The sequence below is a fragment of the Streptantibioticus parmotrematis genome (assembly GCF_019890615.1).
GTDB lineage: Bacteria > Actinomycetota > Actinomycetes > Streptomycetales > Streptomycetaceae > Streptantibioticus_D > Streptantibioticus_D parmotrematis.
Genome location: NZ_JAINVZ010000002.1, coordinates 391,539 through 410,562, shown reverse-complemented (window position 1 = coordinate 410,562; position 19,024 = coordinate 391,539). Strand labels below are relative to the sequence as shown.

Annotated in this window: 14 protein-coding genes; 6 read left to right on the top strand and 8 right to left on the bottom strand. The window is 70.0% G+C overall.

The window, feature by feature from the left end:
• The first annotated feature begins 16 nt into the window (after nucleotides 1-16).
• On the top strand, nucleotides 17-3,991 hold the full coding sequence (locus K7472_RS04605) for an SGNH/GDSL hydrolase family protein (protein WP_222974110.1): 3,975 nt from the start codon (nucleotides 17-19) through the stop codon (nucleotides 3,989-3,991).
• A 16-nt stretch (nucleotides 3,992-4,007) separates the two neighbouring features.
• Nucleotides 4,008-4,199, top strand: a complete 192-nt coding sequence (locus tag K7472_RS04600) for a hypothetical protein (RefSeq protein WP_222974108.1) — start codon at nucleotides 4,008-4,010, stop codon at nucleotides 4,197-4,199.
• 66 nt (nucleotides 4,200-4,265) lie between these two features.
• Here the strand turns inward: K7472_RS04600 and K7472_RS04595 are convergent, their stop codons facing one another.
• From K7472_RS04595 to K7472_RS04560, 8 genes are all read right to left on the bottom strand, one after another.
• A complete protein-coding gene (locus tag K7472_RS04595) occupies nucleotides 4,266-5,330 on the bottom strand; it encodes an ABC transporter ATP-binding protein (protein ID WP_222974106.1) in 1,065 nt (354 codons plus the stop codon).
• Complete coding sequence (locus K7472_RS04590) at nucleotides 5,320-6,339, bottom strand: ABC transporter ATP-binding protein (protein WP_222974104.1); 1,020 nt, start codon at nucleotides 6,337-6,339, stop codon at nucleotides 5,320-5,322. Before K7472_RS04590 ends, K7472_RS04595 begins: the two co-directional genes overlap by 11 nt.
• Nucleotides 6,340-6,350: 11 nt before the next feature.
• On the bottom strand, nucleotides 6,351-7,349 hold the full coding sequence (locus K7472_RS04585; RefSeq protein ID WP_222974102.1) for an ABC transporter permease: 999 nt from the start codon (nucleotides 7,347-7,349) through the stop codon (nucleotides 6,351-6,353).
• On the bottom strand, nucleotides 7,342-8,265 hold the full coding sequence (locus K7472_RS04580; protein ID WP_222974100.1) for an ABC transporter permease: 924 nt from the start codon (nucleotides 8,263-8,265) through the stop codon (nucleotides 7,342-7,344). Before K7472_RS04580 ends, K7472_RS04585 begins: the two co-directional genes overlap by 8 nt.
• An 88-nt stretch (nucleotides 8,266-8,353) precedes the next feature.
• Nucleotides 8,354-9,979: a peptide ABC transporter substrate-binding protein gene (locus K7472_RS04575; protein WP_222974098.1), complete on the bottom strand. Its 1,626-nt coding sequence runs from the start codon at nucleotides 9,977-9,979 to the stop codon at nucleotides 8,354-8,356.
• A gap of 193 nt (nucleotides 9,980-10,172) precedes the next feature.
• Entirely contained in the window at nucleotides 10,173-10,592 is a 420-nt protein-coding gene (locus K7472_RS04570) for a MarR family winged helix-turn-helix transcriptional regulator (RefSeq protein ID WP_222974096.1), read from the bottom strand.
• Nucleotides 10,593-10,721: 129 nt separating this feature from the next.
• Nucleotides 10,722-12,587: a translational GTPase TypA gene (gene typA / locus K7472_RS04565; RefSeq protein ID WP_222974094.1), complete on the bottom strand. Its 1,866-nt coding sequence runs from the start codon at nucleotides 12,585-12,587 to the stop codon at nucleotides 10,722-10,724.
• Nucleotides 12,588-12,795: 208 nt separating this feature from the next.
• The gene (locus tag K7472_RS04560; protein ID WP_222974091.1) at nucleotides 12,796-14,709 is read right to left on the bottom strand and encodes an ABC transporter family substrate-binding protein; all 1,914 of its coding nucleotides are present in this window, start codon (nucleotides 14,707-14,709) and stop codon (nucleotides 12,796-12,798) included.
• Nucleotides 14,710-15,020: 311 nt separating this feature from the next.
• Here K7472_RS04560 and K7472_RS04555 point away from each other — a divergent pair, with 311 nt between their 5' ends.
• From K7472_RS04555 to K7472_RS04540, 4 genes are all read left to right on the top strand, one after another.
• The gene (locus tag K7472_RS04555; protein WP_222974089.1) at nucleotides 15,021-15,308 is read left to right on the top strand and encodes an Rv0250c family protein; all 288 of its coding nucleotides are present in this window, start codon (nucleotides 15,021-15,023) and stop codon (nucleotides 15,306-15,308) included.
• A gap of 74 nt (nucleotides 15,309-15,382) precedes the next feature.
• Entirely contained in the window at nucleotides 15,383-16,201 is an 819-nt protein-coding gene (gene sdhC, locus K7472_RS04550) for a succinate dehydrogenase subunit SdhC (protein ID WP_222974087.1), read from the top strand.
• 15 nt (nucleotides 16,202-16,216) lie between these two features.
• On the top strand, nucleotides 16,217-18,253 hold the full coding sequence (locus K7472_RS04545) for a fumarate reductase/succinate dehydrogenase flavoprotein subunit (protein ID WP_222974085.1): 2,037 nt from the start codon (nucleotides 16,217-16,219) through the stop codon (nucleotides 18,251-18,253).
• Nucleotides 18,250-19,017 carry a succinate dehydrogenase/fumarate reductase iron-sulfur subunit gene (locus K7472_RS04540; protein ID WP_222974083.1) on the top strand — a complete coding sequence of 256 codons (768 nt, stop codon included), beginning with the start codon at nucleotides 18,250-18,252 and terminating at the stop codon, nucleotides 19,015-19,017. The genes K7472_RS04545 and K7472_RS04540 overlap by 4 nt, the downstream gene beginning before the upstream one ends.
• The last annotated feature ends 7 nt before the right edge of the window (nucleotides 19,018-19,024 follow it).

Below are 19,024 nucleotides of genomic sequence, written 5' to 3'. Positions count from 1 at the left end.
CAAAGGGAAGGACACCATGCGCATACGCGCCAAGGTGCCCCTGGGAGCCATCGCCGGCATCGTCGCGACAACCGTCGCCATCACGCTGACCCAGGCGCCAGGAGCAACCGCAGCAACCAGACCCCGGCCTCCACAGGCTGCCGCATCCACAGTGTCGACGGGCGGAGTCGACAACCCGGATGGCGCTTTACCGAAGGGCTGGAAGTCGTCCACGGACAAGGCCGCCGTCATCTCCCCGGACTCCACCGGCGTTCACGTCCTGGCCGCGGAGGCCAAGCAGGGCTACGCGTGGCGGTCCGTGACGACCCTGTCCGAGCCGGGTTTCGACACCGACATGTGGATCGGCGACTCCTGCCAGACCGATCCCGACCACCTCGCGGTCGCCTACGCTCCCCGGGACTTCACCAACGAGCAGGACCTCATGGAGCGCGGCGCCTTCACCGCGATCGTCGACCTCACGACGGGCCGGGTGACGAAGCTCCCGTTCACTGCCACGTTGGCGTACTTCGATCCCACCTGTGACACCACCGCCCACACCGCGACCTTCACACAGCTCGACGGTGACAGGACTCAGCTGGTCACGGTGGACGACACCGGCAAGCGCACCGGCCTGGTGGCCGTGAACGCCGAGATCACTTCCGGCACAACAGCGGGCGGCGAACTGGTGGGAGCCACCGGCAATCAGCTGGTGGCCATCGACTCGCACGGCAAAATGTCGACACTGGCCAGAGGAAGCCGGGCTCCGTACGACATCCACGCTGACGCTTCCGGCGGAATCGACTTCGTGGACCAGACGGGAACGGCGCAGATCGCCAAGCATCTCTCCGGCAGGAAGGTGACGGCCTTCGCCTCCGCGCCCATCGGGAAGCTGGCTCTCACCCAGTCCGGGTCCGCCCAGGTCTATCTCACCGGCACCCCCACTCGTACGAGCGCTCTGCCCACGGGTGTGACGAAGCTGAACGCCCGGTCGGACGCGACGATCTCCACCGATGGGCAACTCGCGGTCACCGATGTGACCGCACCCGGCATCGCCGCCCGGGTCAAGCAGCCTGTCGGGTCCCTCTCACAGCAGCAGACTGCCGGCCCTGTGCAGATCAACGCGACCGTCCCGGAGACCGGCAAGGCAGTGTCATTCGCCGCGTCCACCGGAGCCGACCAGGCCAAGGGCGCTGGCGCAGCGGTGTCCCCCGCGCTCGCCCCGCCTCCGCGGCCGGGGGTCAAGCCGAACGCTTCCGGCACCTCCGGCGCCACCACCGACGCCAACCGGTGGTGCGCGGTCGCCCGTAACGACCCGAACATCCAGGCCCTCCAGCCGACCCCGAATCAGGTCGAATGGGCCGTCGACATGGCCGTTCGCAACGACCTGCACGCCGGCTACATCACCCAGGGTGGCTGGCGCAGCCAGGAGGAGGACTCCACGGTCGACCCCGACACCATGTTCCCGGCGCCCTCGCTGACCGGTCACTCCGGCGCCCACGTCCCGGCGCAAGTCATCCTCGGGATCCTGGCCCAGGAGTCGAATCTCTGGCAGGCCGAGGGCGGGGCGATCGCGGGTCAGACTTCATCCCCGCTGACCAGCCAGAACGGCTTCTACGGACATCCGAGCGTGTCGGGTACCGCGTACTGGCAGATCGACTGGACGAACTCCGACTGCGGGTACGGGATCGGCCAGATCACCGACGGCATGAGGGTGCCCGCGCATCCGAAGCCGAACGAGACCGAGATGCCGTACAACGAGCAGCTCGCGATCAGCCTCGACTACACCGTCAACATCGCCAAGGCCGTCCAGCTGATCTCGGACAAGTGGAATGAGATCCACACCCCCGGTCAGACCATCACGATCAACAACGACGACCCGTCGAAGATCGAGAACTGGTTCGCCTCGGTGTGGAACTACAACGAGGGCTTCAACGCCCCAGGGTCCGACCCGTCCGGCAACTGGGGCTTGGGCTGGTACGGGAATCCGGCCAACCCCATCTACCCGTTCGCACGTGGTCCGTTCATGGACACCTCCTACGACGTCGACGCCAACCAGGACGCGGCGCACCCGCAGGACTGGCCCTATGAGGAGAAGGTCATGGGCTGGGCCGCCTGGTCGCAGGACACCGGCTGGTCGTTCGACGACAACGGTAATCAGCAGCAGCCCGGCGACGCGGGGTACGGCACCATGGGCTTCAACCCCGCCTGGTGGAACGGCAGCTCGACGACCGGCCCGGCCAACCGGGAAGCGGTCAAGCCGCCGCTGGACACCTTCTGCACGACGACCGACAACGCCTGCGACATCAACAATCCACCACCGTGCGAGACCCAGCATCTGCAAGGCTGCGACGTGTTGCACTGGTGGCACTCCAACGCCACCTGGAAGGACGACTGCGCCACCACCTGCGGCAACGAGTCGATCAAGTACCAGACGCTTCGGAGTGAGCCCGGCCGGGGGCACGGAGGCGTGGGCCAGCCCATCTGCTCCACTTCTCCCCTGCCATCTGGAACCAAGGTCATCGACTCGCTGCCGTCGTCGGTTCCGACCTACCGCACGGACTGCGCCAAGGACACCCAGAACGACGGGTCCTTCGCCTTCACCTTCCTGGCCGACTCCAGTGGAGAGTTCGAAGCACGCGGTGACCTGCACCAGGTCGGAGGCGGCTACAACGCGCACTTCTGGTACGCGCACACACGAGACGTCAACGGTGGCGTGACCAACCTGAACGACTCGGCGACCTGGTACGACTCGTCGACGGGAAAGTTCGCGGCGAACGGCGCAGCGGTCGACTCGTTCCTGTCCACACCGGTCCTCGCCGACGGCGACATGGCCATCACCGGCGACTGGAAGCTCAGCCAGAAGATCTCTGGCTACCAGCGGGTGTGGGTCCACGTACCGGACACCGGCTCCACGGCGCAGCAGGAGATCTACACCGTCCACACGGGCTCGGCGACGACCAACCGCGTCATCAACGCGCATGACCGCGCCAATGAGTGGGTCTCTCTTGGCGCGATCGACTTCAAGCCCGGAAGCGACTGGCAGGGCGTCACACTCACCAACTACGCCTATGGCGCGACCGCCGACGACTCGATCGCCTGGGACGCAGTCGCGTTCTCCCCGCTGCCGGGGAAGCCGGCCGACGAGGTGACGCAGCTCGGCGATTCCTACGCGTCCGGTGTCGGCGTCGGTGACTACTACCCCAACTCCGATACCTCCGGGCCGCGCCTGGCCCCCGGGGCGACCGCGCCGGCTGACTACGACGCATGCGTGCGCTCCAGGCGGTCGTGGATCCGCCAGACAATTCTTCCGGGAACAACGACGAGTATCGGGGACCGTGATGACGCGGACGACCCGACGCTCGACTTCCACACCGTGGCCTGTAACGGCGCCCGCACCTACGACGCGACGCAGGACGGCCAGTTCGGAGAGATCCCACAACTCTATTCAGGCTTCATCGGACCTGACACCACGTTGATCGCCTACACCTTTGGTGGCGACGACGCGGGGTTCGCGAACACCTTGACGGACTGCGTCCTGGGAAGCTGCCCGTCGGACGCAACCGTGCGGAACAACATCGACAACGCAGCCACGAACGTGATGAGCCTCACCGAACTTGTTCACACCGTCGCCCCGAATGCCAGGATCGTGGATCTTGGCTATCCGGTGCTGTTCGACACCGGCGTGACAACGTGTACCTCCGCCCCCCTCGCGGCAGACGACCTGAACCTCCTCGCCAGCTGGGGCGGCGAAATGAATACCCAACTGGCCAGCGCCATGCAGACCGCGAAGACGGACGGAAAGGCCAGCTTCTACGACCCGAGCTCCGAATGGAAGGGGCATCTGATCTGCGATTCGGCGGAAGGGCTGCACGAGTTCACCAAGGCCCCCTCGTCAGACATTGCTTCCGACAGGAAGTGGTCGGTATCCGCCCCGGCGAGCATGGAGTCCTATCACCCGAACGACATCGGAGCCAGCGCATACGCTAAGGCGCTCCAAGACGCCCTGAGCTGATCTGACCGGAAAGACGGTGGGCACCGCTGCGCGCGGTGCCCACCGTCTGGCGGAGGAGAAACCACACATGCCCTACCGGACACCGAAGAACCCCGTACTGCGTGCCGGCCTGTTCATCCTGTTGGGGCTAGCCATCGTCGTCATGATCCTGGCCGTCATCTGGTACATCGTCCTTCTGCATTCCTCAAACCTCGGTTTCAACTTCTGACCACCTCCACGCCAGGCCTCGGCCGTCACGCCACGGCTGAGGACGAGAGCCGTTTGAAGCTGGGCTCTAGTTGACCGGCTCCTCCCCCGGCAGTACCCGTACGCGTTCCTGCGCGAAGTGGCAGGCGCTCGGGTGTTCCGCGGGCGTTCCGCTGTCGCGGAAGGCTCGCGGCACGGCCAGTTCCGGCATCCGCTCCTCGCACCGCGGTTCCGCCTTCCAGCACCGCGTGCGGAAGCGGCAGCCGGACGGGACGGCCGCCGGGGAAGGCACGTCGCCGGTGAGCAGGATGCGGTCGCGGCCGCCGCGGGCGTCCGGGTCGGGCACCGGCACGGCGGACAGCAGCGCCTGGGTGTAGGGGTGGGTGGGGTGCTCGTAGATCTGCGCGTCGCCGCCGGTCTCCACGATCCGCCCGAGGTACATCACCGCGACCCGGTCGCAGATGTGCCGCACGATGGACAGGTCGTGGGCGATGAAGACGTAGGCGAGGCCGAACTCCCGTTGCAGCCGCTCCATCAGGTTGACCACCTGCGCCTGCACCGAGACGTCCAGCGCCGAGACCGGCTCGTCGCAGATGATGATCTCGGGGTTGAGGGCGAGGCCGCGCGCGATGCCGATGCGCTGGCGCTGGCCGCCGGAGAACTGGTGGGGATAGCGGTTGACGTATTCGGGGTTGAGGCCGACGACGTCGAGCAGTTCGCGCACCCGGCGCCGCCGGTCGCCGCGCGGCGCGACCTCGGGGTGGATGTCGAAGGGCTCGCCGACGATGTCGCCCACCGTCATGCGGGGGTTGAGCGAGGTGTACGGGTCCTGGAAGACCATCTGGATGTTGCGGCGCACCGCCTTCAGGGCGGGGCCGGACAGCCGGGTGATGTCCTCGCCCTTGTACAGCACCCGGCCCGAGGTGGGCGGCTCCAGGTTCATCAGCACCCTGGCCACCGTGGACTTGCCGCAGCCCGACTCGCCGACGACGCCGAGGGTCTCGCCGGGGTACAGGTCGAAGTCGACGCCGTCGACCGCCCGCACCGCGCCGACCTGCTTCCTGAACAGCACGCCCCGGGTCAGCGGGAAGTGCTTGACCAGGCCCTTGACCTGGAGGATGGGTTCGCGGGCGCCCCGCCGGTCAGTCGTCACCGACGCACTCCTCCCAGTAGTGGCAGGCGCTGCCGCGCTCCGCCGTGACGCGGTACAGCGGCGGCACCTCGGTACGGCAGCGCTCCCGGGCCATCGGGCAGCGCGGGTTGAAGGCGCAGCCCGGCGGTACGTCGGTCAGGCTGGGCGGCAGGCCCCGGATCGCGTACAGCTCCTTGCCCTTGCGGTCCAGTCGCGGGATCGACTCCAGCAAGCCCTTGGTGTACGGGTGCGCCGGGGCGCGGTAGATGTCGTGCACGGGCGCGGTCTCCACGATGCGGCCCGCGTACATCACGGCGATGCGGTCGGCGACGTCGGCGACCACCCCGAGGTCGTGGGTGATGAGGATCAGGCCCATCCCCATCTCCTGCCGCAACTCGGCCAGCAGATCCATCACTTGGGCCTGTACGGTCACGTCGAGTGCGGTGGTGGGCTCGTCGGCGATGATCAGGTCGGGTTCCAGGGCCATCGCCATCGCGATCATGATGCGCTGCCGCATGCCGCCGGAGAACTGGTGCGGGTAGTCGCCGACGCGTTGCCGCGCGGCCGGGATGCGCACCCGGTCCATCAGCTCGACCGCCATCGCCCGCGCGTCCCTGCGCGACATCCCGCGGTGCACCACGAACATCTCGCCGAGCTGGTAGCCCACGGTGAGCACCGGGTTGAGGGCGGACAGCGCGTCCTGGAAGATCATCGCCATCTTCGCGCCGCGCACCTTGCGCCGCTGGTCGGCGGGCATCGTCAGCAGGTTCTCGCCGCGGAAGAGGATCTCGCCGCGGGTGACGAAGCCGGGCGGGGAGTCGAGGATGCCCATCACCGCCTGCACGGTCACCGACTTGCCCGACCCGGACTCGCCCAGCACGGCGAGCGTCTCGCCCCGCGCGACCGCGTAGCTGACCCCGTTGACGGCCTTGGCGATCCCGTCCCGGGTGCGGAACTCCACGTGCAGGTCGCGTACGTCCAGCAGGGTGTCGGTCCGCGGGACCAGCGGGGACTCGGTCAGCGTGTCCATCTGCCGCCTCCTCAGCGCAACTTGGGGTCGAGGGCGTCGCGCACCGCGTCGCCGAGCATGATGAACGCCAGCACCGTGACGCTGAGCGCCCCGGCCGGCCACAGCAGCATGTGCGGGGCGTCGCGGATCTCGGTGGACGCGGTGGAGATGTCGATGCCCCAGGAGACGGTCGGCGGTTTCAGGCCGACGCCCAGGAAGGACAAGGTGGCCTCCAGCGCGATGTAGGTGCCCAGCGCGATGGTGGCGACGACGATGACCGGGGCGACGGCGTTGGGCGCGATGTGGCGCAGCAGGATGCGGGTGTTGCCCGCGCCGAGCGCCCGGGCGGCCTGCACGTAGTCGTGCTGCTTGGCGGTCATGACCGCGCCGCGCGCGATACGGGCGATCTGCGGCCAGCCCAGCAGCACGATGAAGCCGATCACCGGCCAGACCGTGGTGTTGGTGACGACGGACAGGAAGACCAGGCCGCCCAGCACGATGGGGATGCCGAAGAAGACGTCGCTGATCCGGGAGAGCACCGCGTCCCACCAGCCGCCGAAGAACCCGGCGAGCCCGCCCAGCACGCTGCCGAGGATCGCCGCACCCGCCGTCGCGCACACCCCGACGGTGACCGAGGCGCGGGCGCCGTAGACGGTGCGGGTGTAGACGTCGCAGCCCTGGAGGTCGAAGCCGAAGGGGTGGCCGGGGGCCGGGCCGTCCTGCGACTTGTTGATGTCGCAGGCGAGCGGGTTGCCGGAGGCGATGAGCTTCGGCCAGATGGAGATCAGCACGAGGAAGACGATGACGAGTGCGGAGACCACGAAGACCGGGTTGCGCCGCAGGTCGTGCCAGGCGTCCGACCACAGGCTGCGCGGCTTTCCCGTCGTGGTCCCGCCCTCCGGTACGAGGTGTTCCCCGGGTGGTGGCGCGGTGAGCGAGCCGGCCTGTTCGGCGGCGAAGTCCATGGTGCCGCCCGCGCCGGCGTTGCCGACGGACTCGGCCGGGTCCTGGGCGCTGGAGGGTTCAGGCATACCGGATCCTCGGGTCCAGGACCGCGTAGAGCAGGTCGACGAGCAGGTTCGCGATCAGGAAGACGATCACCAGGATGGTGACGAAGCCGACGACGGTCGGGGAGTTCTGGCGCAGGATGCCCTGGTAGAGCTGGTAGCCGACGCCGTGGATGTTGAAGATGCGCTCGGTGACGATGGCGCCGCCCATCAGGGCGCCGATGTCGGTGCCGATGAAGGTGACGACCGGGATGAGGGAGTTGCGCAGCAGGTGGCGCAGGACCACCCGGTGGCGCGGCAGGCCCTTGGCGATCGCGGTGCGCACGTAGTCGGCGCGGTGGTTCTCGACGACGGAGGTGCGGGTCAGCCGGGTCACGTAGGCGAGCGAGACCAGGGCCAGCACGATGCCGGGCAGCAGGAGTTCGCTGAAGGGGGCGGCGGGCGAGACCGAGGGGTTGACGAGGTTCCACTCGACGCCGAACAGGTACTGGAGCACGTAGCCGCTGACGAACGTCGGCACGGACACCACGACGAGGGTGAGCACCAGCACGCCGGAGTCCACCGTCCGCCCCCGCCGCAGCCCGCTGAACAGGCCGAGGACGACACCGATCACGGCCTCCACGACGACGGCGACGATGGTGAGCCGGATGGTCAGCGGCCAGGCCGTGGACATCAGGGTGAGCACCGGCTGGCCGTCGAAGGCGGTGCCGAAGTTCCCCTGGAAGATCTGCGCCATGTAGTGCACGTACTGCTGCCACAGCGGGTGGTCGAGGTAGAGGTCCTTGCGGATCTGCGCGGCGGTGGCCGGGTCGGGGGCGCGGTCGCCGAACAGGGCCGCCACGGGGTCGCCGAGCGCGTACACCATCACGAAGATCAGCAGCGTGCTGCCGATGAAGACCGGGACCATCTGGAGCAGCCGCCGGATCACGTACCGTCCCATGGGGCCTCCCCGCCGGGGGTTGGAGGATCGTTTCAGCTGAGGTCCGGCGCACGGAGGGGGACATCGCCCGCCGCGCGCCGACGGGCGGTCAGTGCACGGTGATCTCGTTGTAGACCGGCACGCTGAACTGGTTGAGTGCCACGTTCGACAGGTTGGAGGCGTAGCCCGCGTTGCCGTTCTGGTACCACAGCGGGATCGCCGGGACCTGGGCGGCGAGGATGCGCTCGGCGTTCTGGAAGGCGGTGACCGCCTGCGCGCTGTCCGACTGCGCGTTGGCCTGGTTCACCAGCGAGTCGAAGTCCTTGTCGCTCCAGTGCGAGTCGTTGGAGGACCCGCCGGTGTAGTACAGCGGCTGGAGGAAGTCCTGGATGAGCGGGTAGTCCATCTGCCAGCCCGCGCGGAACGGCTGGGTCTCGGACTTGGCGGTGATCTGGTTGCGGAAGTCGGCGAAGGTGCCAACCGGCGCGCCGACGCACGCGTTGTCGTTGCCCAGCACGTTGTTGACGCTGTTGCAGACCGCGTCGATCCACTCCTTGTGGGAGCCGGTGTCCGCGTTGTACGCGATCTGCATGCGGCCGCCGGGAAGTCCGCCGCCCTCCTTGATCAGCTTCCTGGCCTGCGCCGGGTCGAAGGCGCAGACGCCGCCGCACAGCCCCTCCTTGAAGCCGCCACGGGCGCCGAGCACCGGGGAGGTCCAGTCGGAGGCGGGGGTGCGGGTGCCGTCGAAGATGCGCTTGGTGATGGAGGCGCGGTCGATGGCCATCGAGATGCCCTGGCGCAGCTTGTCGGAGTTCGCGCCGGTCCACTTCGGGTCGTACATCGGGAACGAGATGGTCTGGATGATGCCGGCCGGCTGGTTGATGTAGCGCGAGCCGAGGTCGCGCTTGACGTTCTTCAGCTGGGTGGCCGGGATGTCGTCGACCAGGTCGAGGTTGCCCGCCTGGAGGTCGGTGTAGGCGGTGTTGTTGTCGGTGTAGACCCGCAGGTCCACGCCACCGTTGCGGGCCTTGTCCGTGCCCTGGTAGCCGTGCCAGGTGCGCAGCGCCATCAACGAGCCCTTGGTGTACGAGGAGACCTTGTACGGCCCGTCGCCGACCGGCTTGCTCAGCCAGCCCGCGTGGTCGGTGAAGAACGACCGGGGCAGCGGGTAGAACGCCGAGTAGCCGAGGGTGTCCGGCCAGGTGGAGAACTTCTGGGTGAGCCGCACGGTGAAGGTGTCGTCGTCCTTGACCTTCAGCCCGGACATCGTGGTCGCGGTCGGGTTGCCGGAGTCCGGGTGCACCTGGTCGTAGCCGTCGATGTACGAGAAGAAGCTCGCGTTGACCTGCTTGTTCTTCAGCGCCGCGCCGTAGTTCCAGGCGTCGACGAAGGAGTGGGCGGTCACCGGCTCGCCGTTGGAGAACTTCCAGCCGGGCTTCAGGGTGATGGTGAAGTCCTGCTGGTCGGTGGTGGTGATGGACTTCGCGAGCCAGTTCTCGGCGGCGCCGGTCCGCGGGTCGTACTTCTTCAGGCCGCGGAAGATCATGTCCAGGACCTTGCCGCCCTGCACCTCGTTGGTGTTGGCCGGCTCCAGCGGGTTCTGCGGATCGCCCCAGGAGGCCCGCACGATGCCGTTGACCCCGCCACCGTCCCCGCCGCCTCCGCCGCAGGCGGTCGCCGCGACCGCCACCGCCGCGGCGCACACCGCCCACTTCACGCGCGTGCCTGAACGCATCGGCGCCTCCCTCGAGGACGAGTCATATGTTCTGCTCATCCCTCGATAACACCGAATGTCCACCAGGCGGCCGACCCCCGCCGAACGAGCGCGATCCGCTCGCCGGATTCCGCCCGATCGCAGTACGCCCGCCGGCCGGCCCCCCGCATCGGACGGCGTCGCGGCCGAGCCGCTCCGGATCACGACCGGGTCCTCAGGGAACGTCCCCCAGCGACACGAGCAGCTCGCGCAGGATCCGCGCCAGGTCGTCCCGCTCGTCGCCGTCCAGACCCGACAGGATGTCCTGCTGATTGCGCGCGTGGCCCACCACCACACGGTCGACCAGGTCCCGCCCCTCGTCCGTGAGGGCGATGTGCAGGCTGCGGCGGTCTCCCGGAACGGCGTCGTGGCTGACGAGACCACGGGCGACGAGCCGGTCGACGCGGTTGGTCAGGGCGACCGAGCCGATCATGACGGTCCCGGCGAGCGCCTTGGCGGTCAGCGGTTCACCGCTGCGCCGGAGCGTGGCCAGGGCGTCGAACTCCCATGTCTCCATGCCGTGCTGGGCGGAGTGGTCCTTCAGCCGCCCGCTGACCAGCCGCGACAGCCGCAGGACACGGCCGATCGTGCCCATGGCGTCGAGGTCCAGATCAGTGCGCCGGGCGGCCCACTGATCCAGGAACCCGTCGCAAGGGCCGCCCTCCGCGTGCGAGCGGAGGGCGGCCCATGGGGTCGCGCGCGGGCGGTCCCGTGCGGGACGGCGTCAGCGCTTGGCGCGGGCCGCGGCGCGGCCGCGCTCCTTCTGGTCGAGGACGACCTTGCGGATGCGGACCGTCTCCGGGGTGACCTCGATGCACTCGTCGTCGCGGCAGAACTCCAGGGACTGCTCCAGCGACAGCAGGCGTGGCGGGACCAGGGACTCGGTGACGTCCGCGGTCGAGGACCGCATGTTCGTCAGCTTCTTCTCCTTGGTGATGTTCACGTCCATGTCGTCGGCGCGCGAGTTCTCGCCGACGATCATGCCCTCGTACACCTCGGTGGTCGGCGAGACGAACAGCACGCCGCGCTCCTGGAGGTTGGTCATCGCGAACGCGGTCACCACGCCCGCGCGGTCGGCGACCAGCGAACCGTTGTTGCGGGTGCGCAGCTCGCCGAACCACGGCTCGTGGCCCTCGAAGATCGAGTGGGCGATGCCGGTGCCGCGGGTCTGGGTGAGGAACTCGGTGCGGAAGCCGATCAGGCCGCGCGACGGCACGATCCACTCCATCCGGATCCAGCCGGAGCCGTGGTTGGTCATCGTCTCCATGCGGCCCTTGCGGGCGGCCATCAGCTGGGTGATGGCGCCGAGGTGCTCCTCGGGCGAGTCGATGGTCATCCGCTCGATCGGCTCGTGGACCTTGCCGTCGACCTGCTTGGTGACCACCTCGGGCTTGCCGACGGTCAGCTCGAAGCCCTCCCGGCGCATGGTCTCCACCAGGATCGCCAGCGCCAGCTCACCGCGGCCCTGCACCTCCCAGGCGTCGGGGCGCTCGGTGGGCAGCACGCGCAGCGACACGTTGCCGATCAGCTCGCGCTCCAGGCGGTCCTTGACCAGGCGGGCGGTGACCTTGTGGCCCTTGCCGCCCTTGCCGACCAGCGGGGAGGTGTTGGTGCCGATGGTCATCGAGATGGCCGGCTCGTCCACCGTGATCAGCGGCAGCGCGATGGGGTTCTCCGGGTCGGCCAGCGTCTCGCCGATCATGATCTCCGGGATACCGGCGACCGCGCAGATGTCGCCCGGGCCGGCCTCCTCGGCGGGCTTGCGGGTGAGCGCCTCGGTCATCATCAGCTCGGTGATGCGCACGTTCTGGATCGAGCCGTCGCGCTTGATCCACGCCACCGTCTGGCCCTTGCGCAGGTGGCCCTGCTCGACGCGCAGCAGCGCGATACGGCCGAGGAAGTTGTCGGCGTCGAGGTTGGTGACGTGCGCCTGGAGCGGCGCGGCGTCGTCGAACGTCGGCGCGGGGACGTGCTCCAGCAGCGTGGAGAAGAACGGCTCCAGGTTCTCGCTGTCGGCCGGGACGGTGCCGTCCTGCGGCTTGGTCAGCGAGGCGATGCCGTCGCGGGCGCAGGCGTAGACGATCGGGAACTCGATCTGGTCCTCGTCGGCGTCCAGGTCGAGGAAGAGGTCGTAGGTCTCGTTGACGACCTCGTCGATCCGCGAGTCGGGGCGGTCGGTCTTGTTGATGCACAGGATGACCGGCAGCCGCGCGGACAGCGCCTTGCGCAGCACGAAACGGGTCTGCGGCAGCGGGCCCTCGGAGGCGTCCACCAGCAGCACGACCGCGTCCACCATGGACAGGCCGCGCTCGACCTCGCCGCCGAAGTCGGCGTGGCCGGGGGTGTCGATGATGTTGATGGTGACCGGGTCGCCGCCGCCCTTGGGGTGGTACTTGACCGCGGTGTTCTTCGCCAGGATCGTGATGCCCTTCTCACGCTCCAGGTCGTTGGAGTCCATCACGCGGTCGTCGACGTGCTGATGGGCGGCGAAGGCTCCGGCCTGCTTGAGCATGGCGTCGACCAGCGTGGTCTTGCCGTGGTCGACGTGGGCGACGATGGCGACATTGCGGATGTCGTGGCGCGTGGGCATACTGCGGCGCTTCTCCCGGATTCGTGGATGACGGCGCGTGCCGTGGTCCGGTACCCGCGCCCGCCGGGCAACGTCACGCCACGGCCTGACCCCATGGTACGGGGCCGGGGCGGCATCGGCCGCCCCGGCGGTGTGCGTACCCCGTCACGTGGGCCCCTCGCGGCGCCCGGGTGCGCGGGTCGTACGGCTACTTGCGGAAGTCGTACGGCTACTTGCGGAAGCCGATGTCCTGGTAGCGCGGGGTGAGGAAGCCGAACGCGCCCGCGTTGGCGACCGAGGTGCGGGTGGCCACCAGCTGCGGCGGCTGGTACAGCGGCACCGAACCGGCCTCCGCCCAGATCCGCTCGTCGGCCTGCGCGGTCAGGTCCTGCGCCCTGCTCTGGTCCAGCTCGTCCCCGGCCTGGTCCAGCAGCTGGTCGATGCGGTCGGTGCCGACCCGCGAGTAGTTCTCCCGCACGGTCAGCGAGCCGTCGGCGGCCGGGACCGGCTTGCCGTAGACCGGCCGGGCGTCGGAGGCCGGGTAGGCGCTGCCCGGCCAGTCGTACAGGGCCAGGTCGAAGTCGCCGGAGGCGATGTGGTCGTGGAAGAAGCTGTCGTCGCTGACCTTGTCGATCTCGGTGCGCACGCCGACGGCCGCGAGCATGTGGGCGATGCGGTCGCCGACCGCGTCCAGGGTGGGCGAGTCCTGCGGCAGGACGAAGCGCAGCGCGAGCGGGTGTCCGGCCTTGTTCATCCGCACCGCCGCGGGCTGCACGATCGCCTGCTGGTCGGCGGCCTGGGCGGTGCCCGCGGACTGGGTGGCGTCGGCGGCCTCGGTGCCGTCGTCGCCTGCGGCGGAACCGGACGGCGAGGCGGAGCCCGACGGGGAGGCCGAGGCGGTCCCGCTCGCGCTCGCCGAGCCGGACGGCACCGGCTTGCCCGGCTCCGGGCCCGCCGCCTTCGCGCCCGGCGTGGCCTGCGCCGCGTGACCCTGCTGCCAGCCCGCGTCGGCCAGCAGCGCCTGCGCGGACTTCACGTCGGTGCCGCCGACCGCGGAGCTGTCGTCGCGGTAGCCGTACTGCGAACCGAGCACGAGGTGGTTGCCGAGGGTGCTGGCGGGCAGCCCGGCGGGCTTGAGCACGTAGGTGGCGATCGCCTGCCGGTCGATGGCCCGCGCCACCGCCTGCCGCACCCGCTGGTCGGTGAGCGGTCCTGAGGCGCCGTTCAGGGTGAGCTGGGTGTACGACGGGTCGAGCGTGCGGTGGACGCGGATGCCGCGTTCGCCCTCGACGCGGGACTGCGCGGAGGTGTCGATCCTGGCGACGTCGACGGTGCCGTCGGCGAGGGCGGCGGCGCGCTTGGCGGCGGGGACGGCGGTGAAGACCAGGTGGCTCAGCTTGGCCCGGTCGCCCCACCACTTCGGGTCGCGCGCCAGCGTCGCGGTGCCGGCGGAGGTGTCGACCGACTGCACCGCGAACGGGCCCGCCGAGACCTTCAGGCTGTCGCGGGCGCTGTCGTTGAAGGCGTCCGGGGTGCCGGTGACCTCCTTCGGGTACAGCGGGGTGAACAGCGACTGCCAGTCCGCCGTCGGCTCCTTGAAGGTGACCTCGACCTCGTGGGCGTCCTTGCCCTGGCGCACCGAGGCGATCCGGTCGTAGCCCGCGTTGTGCGCGCTCCAGAACGAGGCGTTCGCACCGCTGAGCGCCTTCCACTGGGCGGTGAAGTCGGCGGCCGACAGCGGGCGCCCGTTGCTCCAGACGGCCTTGGGGTTCAGCTGGTAGACGACCTTCTGCGGCTTGGTGGAGGTCACCTTCGCCGACTGGAGGAAGTCGCCGTCGCGCTGCGGCCTGCCCTCGCCGTCCACCGTGAACAGCGACGGGAGCGTGGCGGCCGCGATCTGGGAGGTCTCCTGGTCGGCGGCGGCCTGGAAGGTGTTGAGGGTGCCGGGGATGTCGTCGACCGCCCAGCGCAGCGTGCCGCCGTCCTTGACGGCGCCCCGGGAGGCCGAGGCGACGTCGACGGCGGCGGGTACGTGGTCGGCGTCGGAGGACGGGGAGCATCCGGCCAGGGCGGCCGCCGCGAGCACGCCCGCGGCGGCAGCGGCTCCGGCGGCACGCCGCCTGGCGCGAGGGGTGCGGTGCATGGGTCGTACCTCCGCTGATGACGATATTTGTCGCTTATCGCATCTACTGGTAGCGAGGGGTCCGGGGGCACGCGGGGCGACACGCGCCGCCCGGCGCCGCACACCACCCGGGCGGCCCATCCCGGCGACCGCGGCAGCCCGGCCCGGCGGTCCGGGCGGCCCATCCCGGCATCCACAGCAGCCCCGCCTCGCCTCCCGGACCGCCCCGGCGGCACGCCCTCTTCACAGCCCCGGGTGTGACGCGCGACACTTCTCGCACGCGACCCTCGGCCTGGCCCGTCTCCGACGCGGCCCTCGATAAGGTGCGAACCATGCCACTTCAGGACGATCTGTCGGCAATCCAACGGAACCTCGACGATCTGGTCCGCGGTCTCGCCTCGGTCGAACCGCAGGTCGGCCACACCCTGGACATGCGCAGGGTGCGCACCGACGCGGATCACCTGCGCGAGAGCCTGGCGCTGCTGCGCGAGACGACGCGCGGCGCCGCCGGGAGCGGGCGGCAGGACATCGTGCAGGTCCCCGACGCGCCCTACGACCGGAGCCTGTGGGGTGACGCGGAGGAGGAAGGTCTCGGCGCGCGCGACCGCCACGCCCCGTGAGCCCCGGCTGACGGCGCCCACCGACCGCCCGCGTCCGCGCGACGGCGACCGCTCCTACGCTCGGGGAGACCGATTTGGCCAGCATCGAGCGCCCGCGTCCGCCCGCGGGCGTGCACACCCCCGGTCGCGCCGCGATCCCGGCGCGGCACCTTCGTACCGACCGCTGGTGGCTCGCGCCCACGGTCACCGTCGTGGTGCTGACCGCGTTCGTCGTTTACTCCACGTGGCGCGCGTTCGCGAACGCGGACTACTACGCGGCGCCTTATGTCTCGCCGTTCTACTCGCCCTGCCTCGCGAGCGACTGCGTGCCGATGCGCGGCGGAGCGGACCTGGCGGTCTTCGGGCCCTGGTGGGGGATCTCGCCCGCGCTCATCGTGCTGATCTTCCCGCTGGGCTTCCGGCTGACCTGCTACTACTACCGCAAGGCGTACTACCGGGGCTTCTGGAGCGCTCCCCCGGCGTGCGCGGTCGCCGAGCCGCACGCGAGGTACACCGGTGAGACCCGGCTGCCGCTGGTGCTGCAGAACGTCCACCGCTACTTCTTCTACTTCGCGCTCGCCTTCGCGGTGATCCTCAGCTACGACGCCGCCCTGGGCTTCCGCGACCCGGCGGGCCACTGGGGCCACATGGGTCTGGGCACCCTCGTGCTGCTCGCCAACATCGCGCTGATCTGGGCGTACACCCTCTCCTGTCACTCGTGCCGGCACATCGTGGGCGGCCGGCTCAAGCACTTCTCCCGGCACCCGGTGCGCTACCGGATGTGGACCTGGGTGAGCCGGCTCAACGCCCACCACATGGCGCTGGCGTGGGCGTCGCTGGTGGGCGTGGCGGTCGCCGACCTCTACGTCTACCTGGTCGCGAGCGGCGCCTTCGCCGACCCGCGGTTCTTCTAGGAGGGGCACGACGCGATGACGGCAGTCGAACGGCACAACTACGACGTGGTCGTGGTGGGCGCGGGCGGTGCGGGGCTGCGGGCCGCCATCGAGGCGCGCGGCCAGGGCCTGCGTACCGCGGTCATCTGCAAGTCCCTGTTCGGCAAGGCGCACACGGTGATGGCCGAGGGCGGCATCGCGGCCAGCATGGGCAACTCCAACCCGCACGACAACTGGCAGACGCACTTCCGCGACACCCTGCGCGGCGGCAAGTTCCTCAACCAGTGGCGGATGGCGGAACTGCACGCCCAGGAGGCGCCCGAGCGGGTGTGGGAACTGGAGACCTGGGGCGCGCTGTTCGACCGTACGAAGGACGGGCGCATCGCGCAGCGCAACTTCGGCGGCCACGAGTACGCGCGGCTGGCGCACGTCGGCGACCGCACCGGTCTTGAGCTGATCCGCACCCTCCAGCAGCGGATCGTCGCCCTCCAGCAGGAGGACTTCGCGGACGCGGGCGATTTCGAGGCGCGGCTGCGGGTCTTCCAGGAGTGCACGGTCACCCGGGTCCTCAAGGACGGCGAGCGGGTCGCCGGGGTCTTCGGCTACGAACGCGAGTCGGGGCGCTTCTTCGTCATCGAGGCGCCCGCGGTCGTCCTGGCCACCGGCGGCATCGGCAAGTCGTTCAAGGTGACGTCCAACTCCTGGGAGTACACCGGCGACGGGCACGCGCTCGCCCTGCTGGCGGGGGCGCCGCTGATCAACATGGAGTTCGTGCAGTTCCACCCGACCGGCATGGTCTGGCCGCCGTCGGTCAAGGGCATCCTGGTCACCGAGGGCGTGCGCGGCGACGGCGGGGTGCTGCGCAACAGCGACGGCAAGCGGTTCATGTTCGACTACGTGCCCGAGGTGTTCAAGGACAAGTACGCCACCTCTGAGGAGGAGGCGGACGGCTGGTACGCCGACCCCGACACCCACCGCCGCCCGCCCGAGCTGCTGCCCCGCGACGAGGTGGCCAGGGCCATCAACTCCGAGGTGAAGGCGGGCCGCGGCTCCCCGCACGGCGGGGTCTTCCTGGACATCGCGAGCCGCCTGCCCGCGCAGGAGATCCAGCGCAGGCTGCCGTCGATGCACCACCAGTTCAGGGAGCTGGCGGACGTGGACATCACGGCGGAGCCGATGGAGGTCGGGCCGACCTGCCACTACGTGATGGGCGGCGTGGACGTCGACCCGGACACCGCGGCCGCCGGCGGGGTGCCGGGGCTGTTCGCGGCCGGTGAGGTCGCGGGCGGCATGCACGGCTCCAACCGGCTCGGCGGCAACTCCCTGTCGGACCTGCTGGTCTTCGGCCGCAGGGCCGGGCTGCACGCGGCCCGCTACGCGCAGGCGCTGACCGCGTCGCAGCGGCCCGCGGTGGCGGACGCCCAGGTGGACGCGGCGGCCGCGGAGGCGCTGCGGCCGTTCAGCGCGGAACCGGCGGAGGGTACGGACGGAGCGGCGCCCGCAGCAGTCGGAGCGGCAGGCGGGGCGGCAGGCGGGGCGGCAGGCGGGGCGGCAGGCGGGGCGGCAGGCGGGGCGGGCGGAGCCGTGGCGCCGCCCGAGAACCCGTACACCCTGCACCAGGAGCTCCAGCAGACGATGAACGACCTGGTCGGCATCATCCGCAAGGAGCAGGAGATGGAGGAGGCGCTGACCCGGCTGGCCGACCTGCGGACGCGGTCGCGGCGGGCCGGGGTGGAGGGCCACCGCCAGTTCAACCCGGGCTGGCACCTGGCGATCGACCTGCGCAACATGCTGCTGGTGAGCGAGTGCGTGGCGCGCGCCGCGCTGGAGCGCACCGAGAGCCGCGGCGGGCACACCCGCGACGACCATCCGCAGATGGACCGCCGCTGGCGTGGCGTCAACCTGGTGTGCGAACTCGCCTCCCCGCCCGACCAGTTGGCCGCTCAGGACCCGGCCGCCGGGCAGATCACGCTGCGCCGCCGGGACATGCCGCCGATCCGCGCCGACCTGCTGGACCTGTTCGAGAAGGACGAACTGCGCAAGTACCTCACCGACGAGGAGCTGGGCCAGTGAGCTACACCGGGCACTTCAGGGTCTGGCGCGGCGACGCCGAAGGGGGTGAGCTGAAGGACTTCGAGGTGGAGGTGAACGAGGGCGAGGTCGTCCTCGACGTCATCCACCGCCTCCAGGCCACCCAGGCGCACGACCTCGCGGTGCGGTGGAACTGCAAGGCGGGCAAGTGCGGTTCGTGCAGCGCGGAGGTCAACGGCAGGCCGCGGCTGATGTGCATGACCCGCATGTCGGTGTTCGCCGAGGACGAGACGGTCACGGTGACCCCGATGCGCGCCTTCCCGGTGCTGCGGGACCTGGTCACGGACGTCTCGTTCAACTACGCCAAGGCACGCGAGATCCCGTCGTTCGTCCCGCCGCCGGGGCTGGCGCCGGGCGAGTACCGGATGGCGCAGCAGGACGTCGGGCGCTCGCAGGAGTTCCGCAAGTGCATCGAGTGCTTCCTGTGCCAGGACACCTGCCACGTGGTGCGCGACCACGAGGAGAACAAGCCCGACTTCGCCGGCCCGCGCTTCCTGATGCGCATCGCCGAACTCGACATGCACCCCCTGGACGCCGCGGCCGAGACCGGCCTCGACCGCGCGAGGACCGCCCAGGACGTGCACGGTCTCGGCTACTGCAACATCACCAAGTGCTGCACGGAGGTCTGCCCCGAGCAGATCCACATCACGGACAACGCCCTGATCCCGATGAAGGAACGCACGGCCGACCGCAAGTACGACCCGCTGGTCTGGCTGGGCGACCGCATCTTCCGCCGGGATAAGTGAGTTGTGA

Coding starts and splice junctions, on each gene's coding strand:
- K7472_RS04560 (WP_222974091.1), bottom strand. CDS start 14,709: ATGCACCGCACCCCTCGCGCCAGGCGGCGTGCCGCCGGAGCCGCTGCC.
- K7472_RS04585 (WP_222974102.1), bottom strand. CDS start 7,349: ATGCCTGAACCCTCCAGCGCCCAGGACCCGGCCGAGTCCGTCGGCAAC.
- typA (WP_222974094.1), bottom strand. CDS start 12,587: ATGCCCACGCGCCACGACATCCGCAATGTCGCCATCGTCGCCCACGTC.
- K7472_RS04570 (WP_222974096.1), bottom strand. CDS start 10,592: ATGGGCACGATCGGCCGTGTCCTGCGGCTGTCGCGGCTGGTCAGCGGG.
- K7472_RS04580 (WP_222974100.1), bottom strand. CDS start 8,265: ATGGGACGGTACGTGATCCGGCGGCTGCTCCAGATGGTCCCGGTCTTC.
- K7472_RS04590 (WP_222974104.1), bottom strand. CDS start 6,339: ATGGACACGCTGACCGAGTCCCCGCTGGTCCCGCGGACCGACACCCTG.
- K7472_RS04605 (WP_222974110.1), top strand. CDS start 17: ATGCGCATACGCGCCAAGGTGCCCCTGGGAGCCATCGCCGGCATCGTC.
- K7472_RS04575 (WP_222974098.1), bottom strand. CDS start 9,979: ATGCGTTCAGGCACGCGCGTGAAGTGGGCGGTGTGCGCCGCGGCGGTG.
- K7472_RS04555 (WP_222974089.1), top strand. CDS start 15,021: ATGCCACTTCAGGACGATCTGTCGGCAATCCAACGGAACCTCGACGAT.
- K7472_RS04545 (WP_222974085.1), top strand. CDS start 16,217: ATGACGGCAGTCGAACGGCACAACTACGACGTGGTCGTGGTGGGCGCG.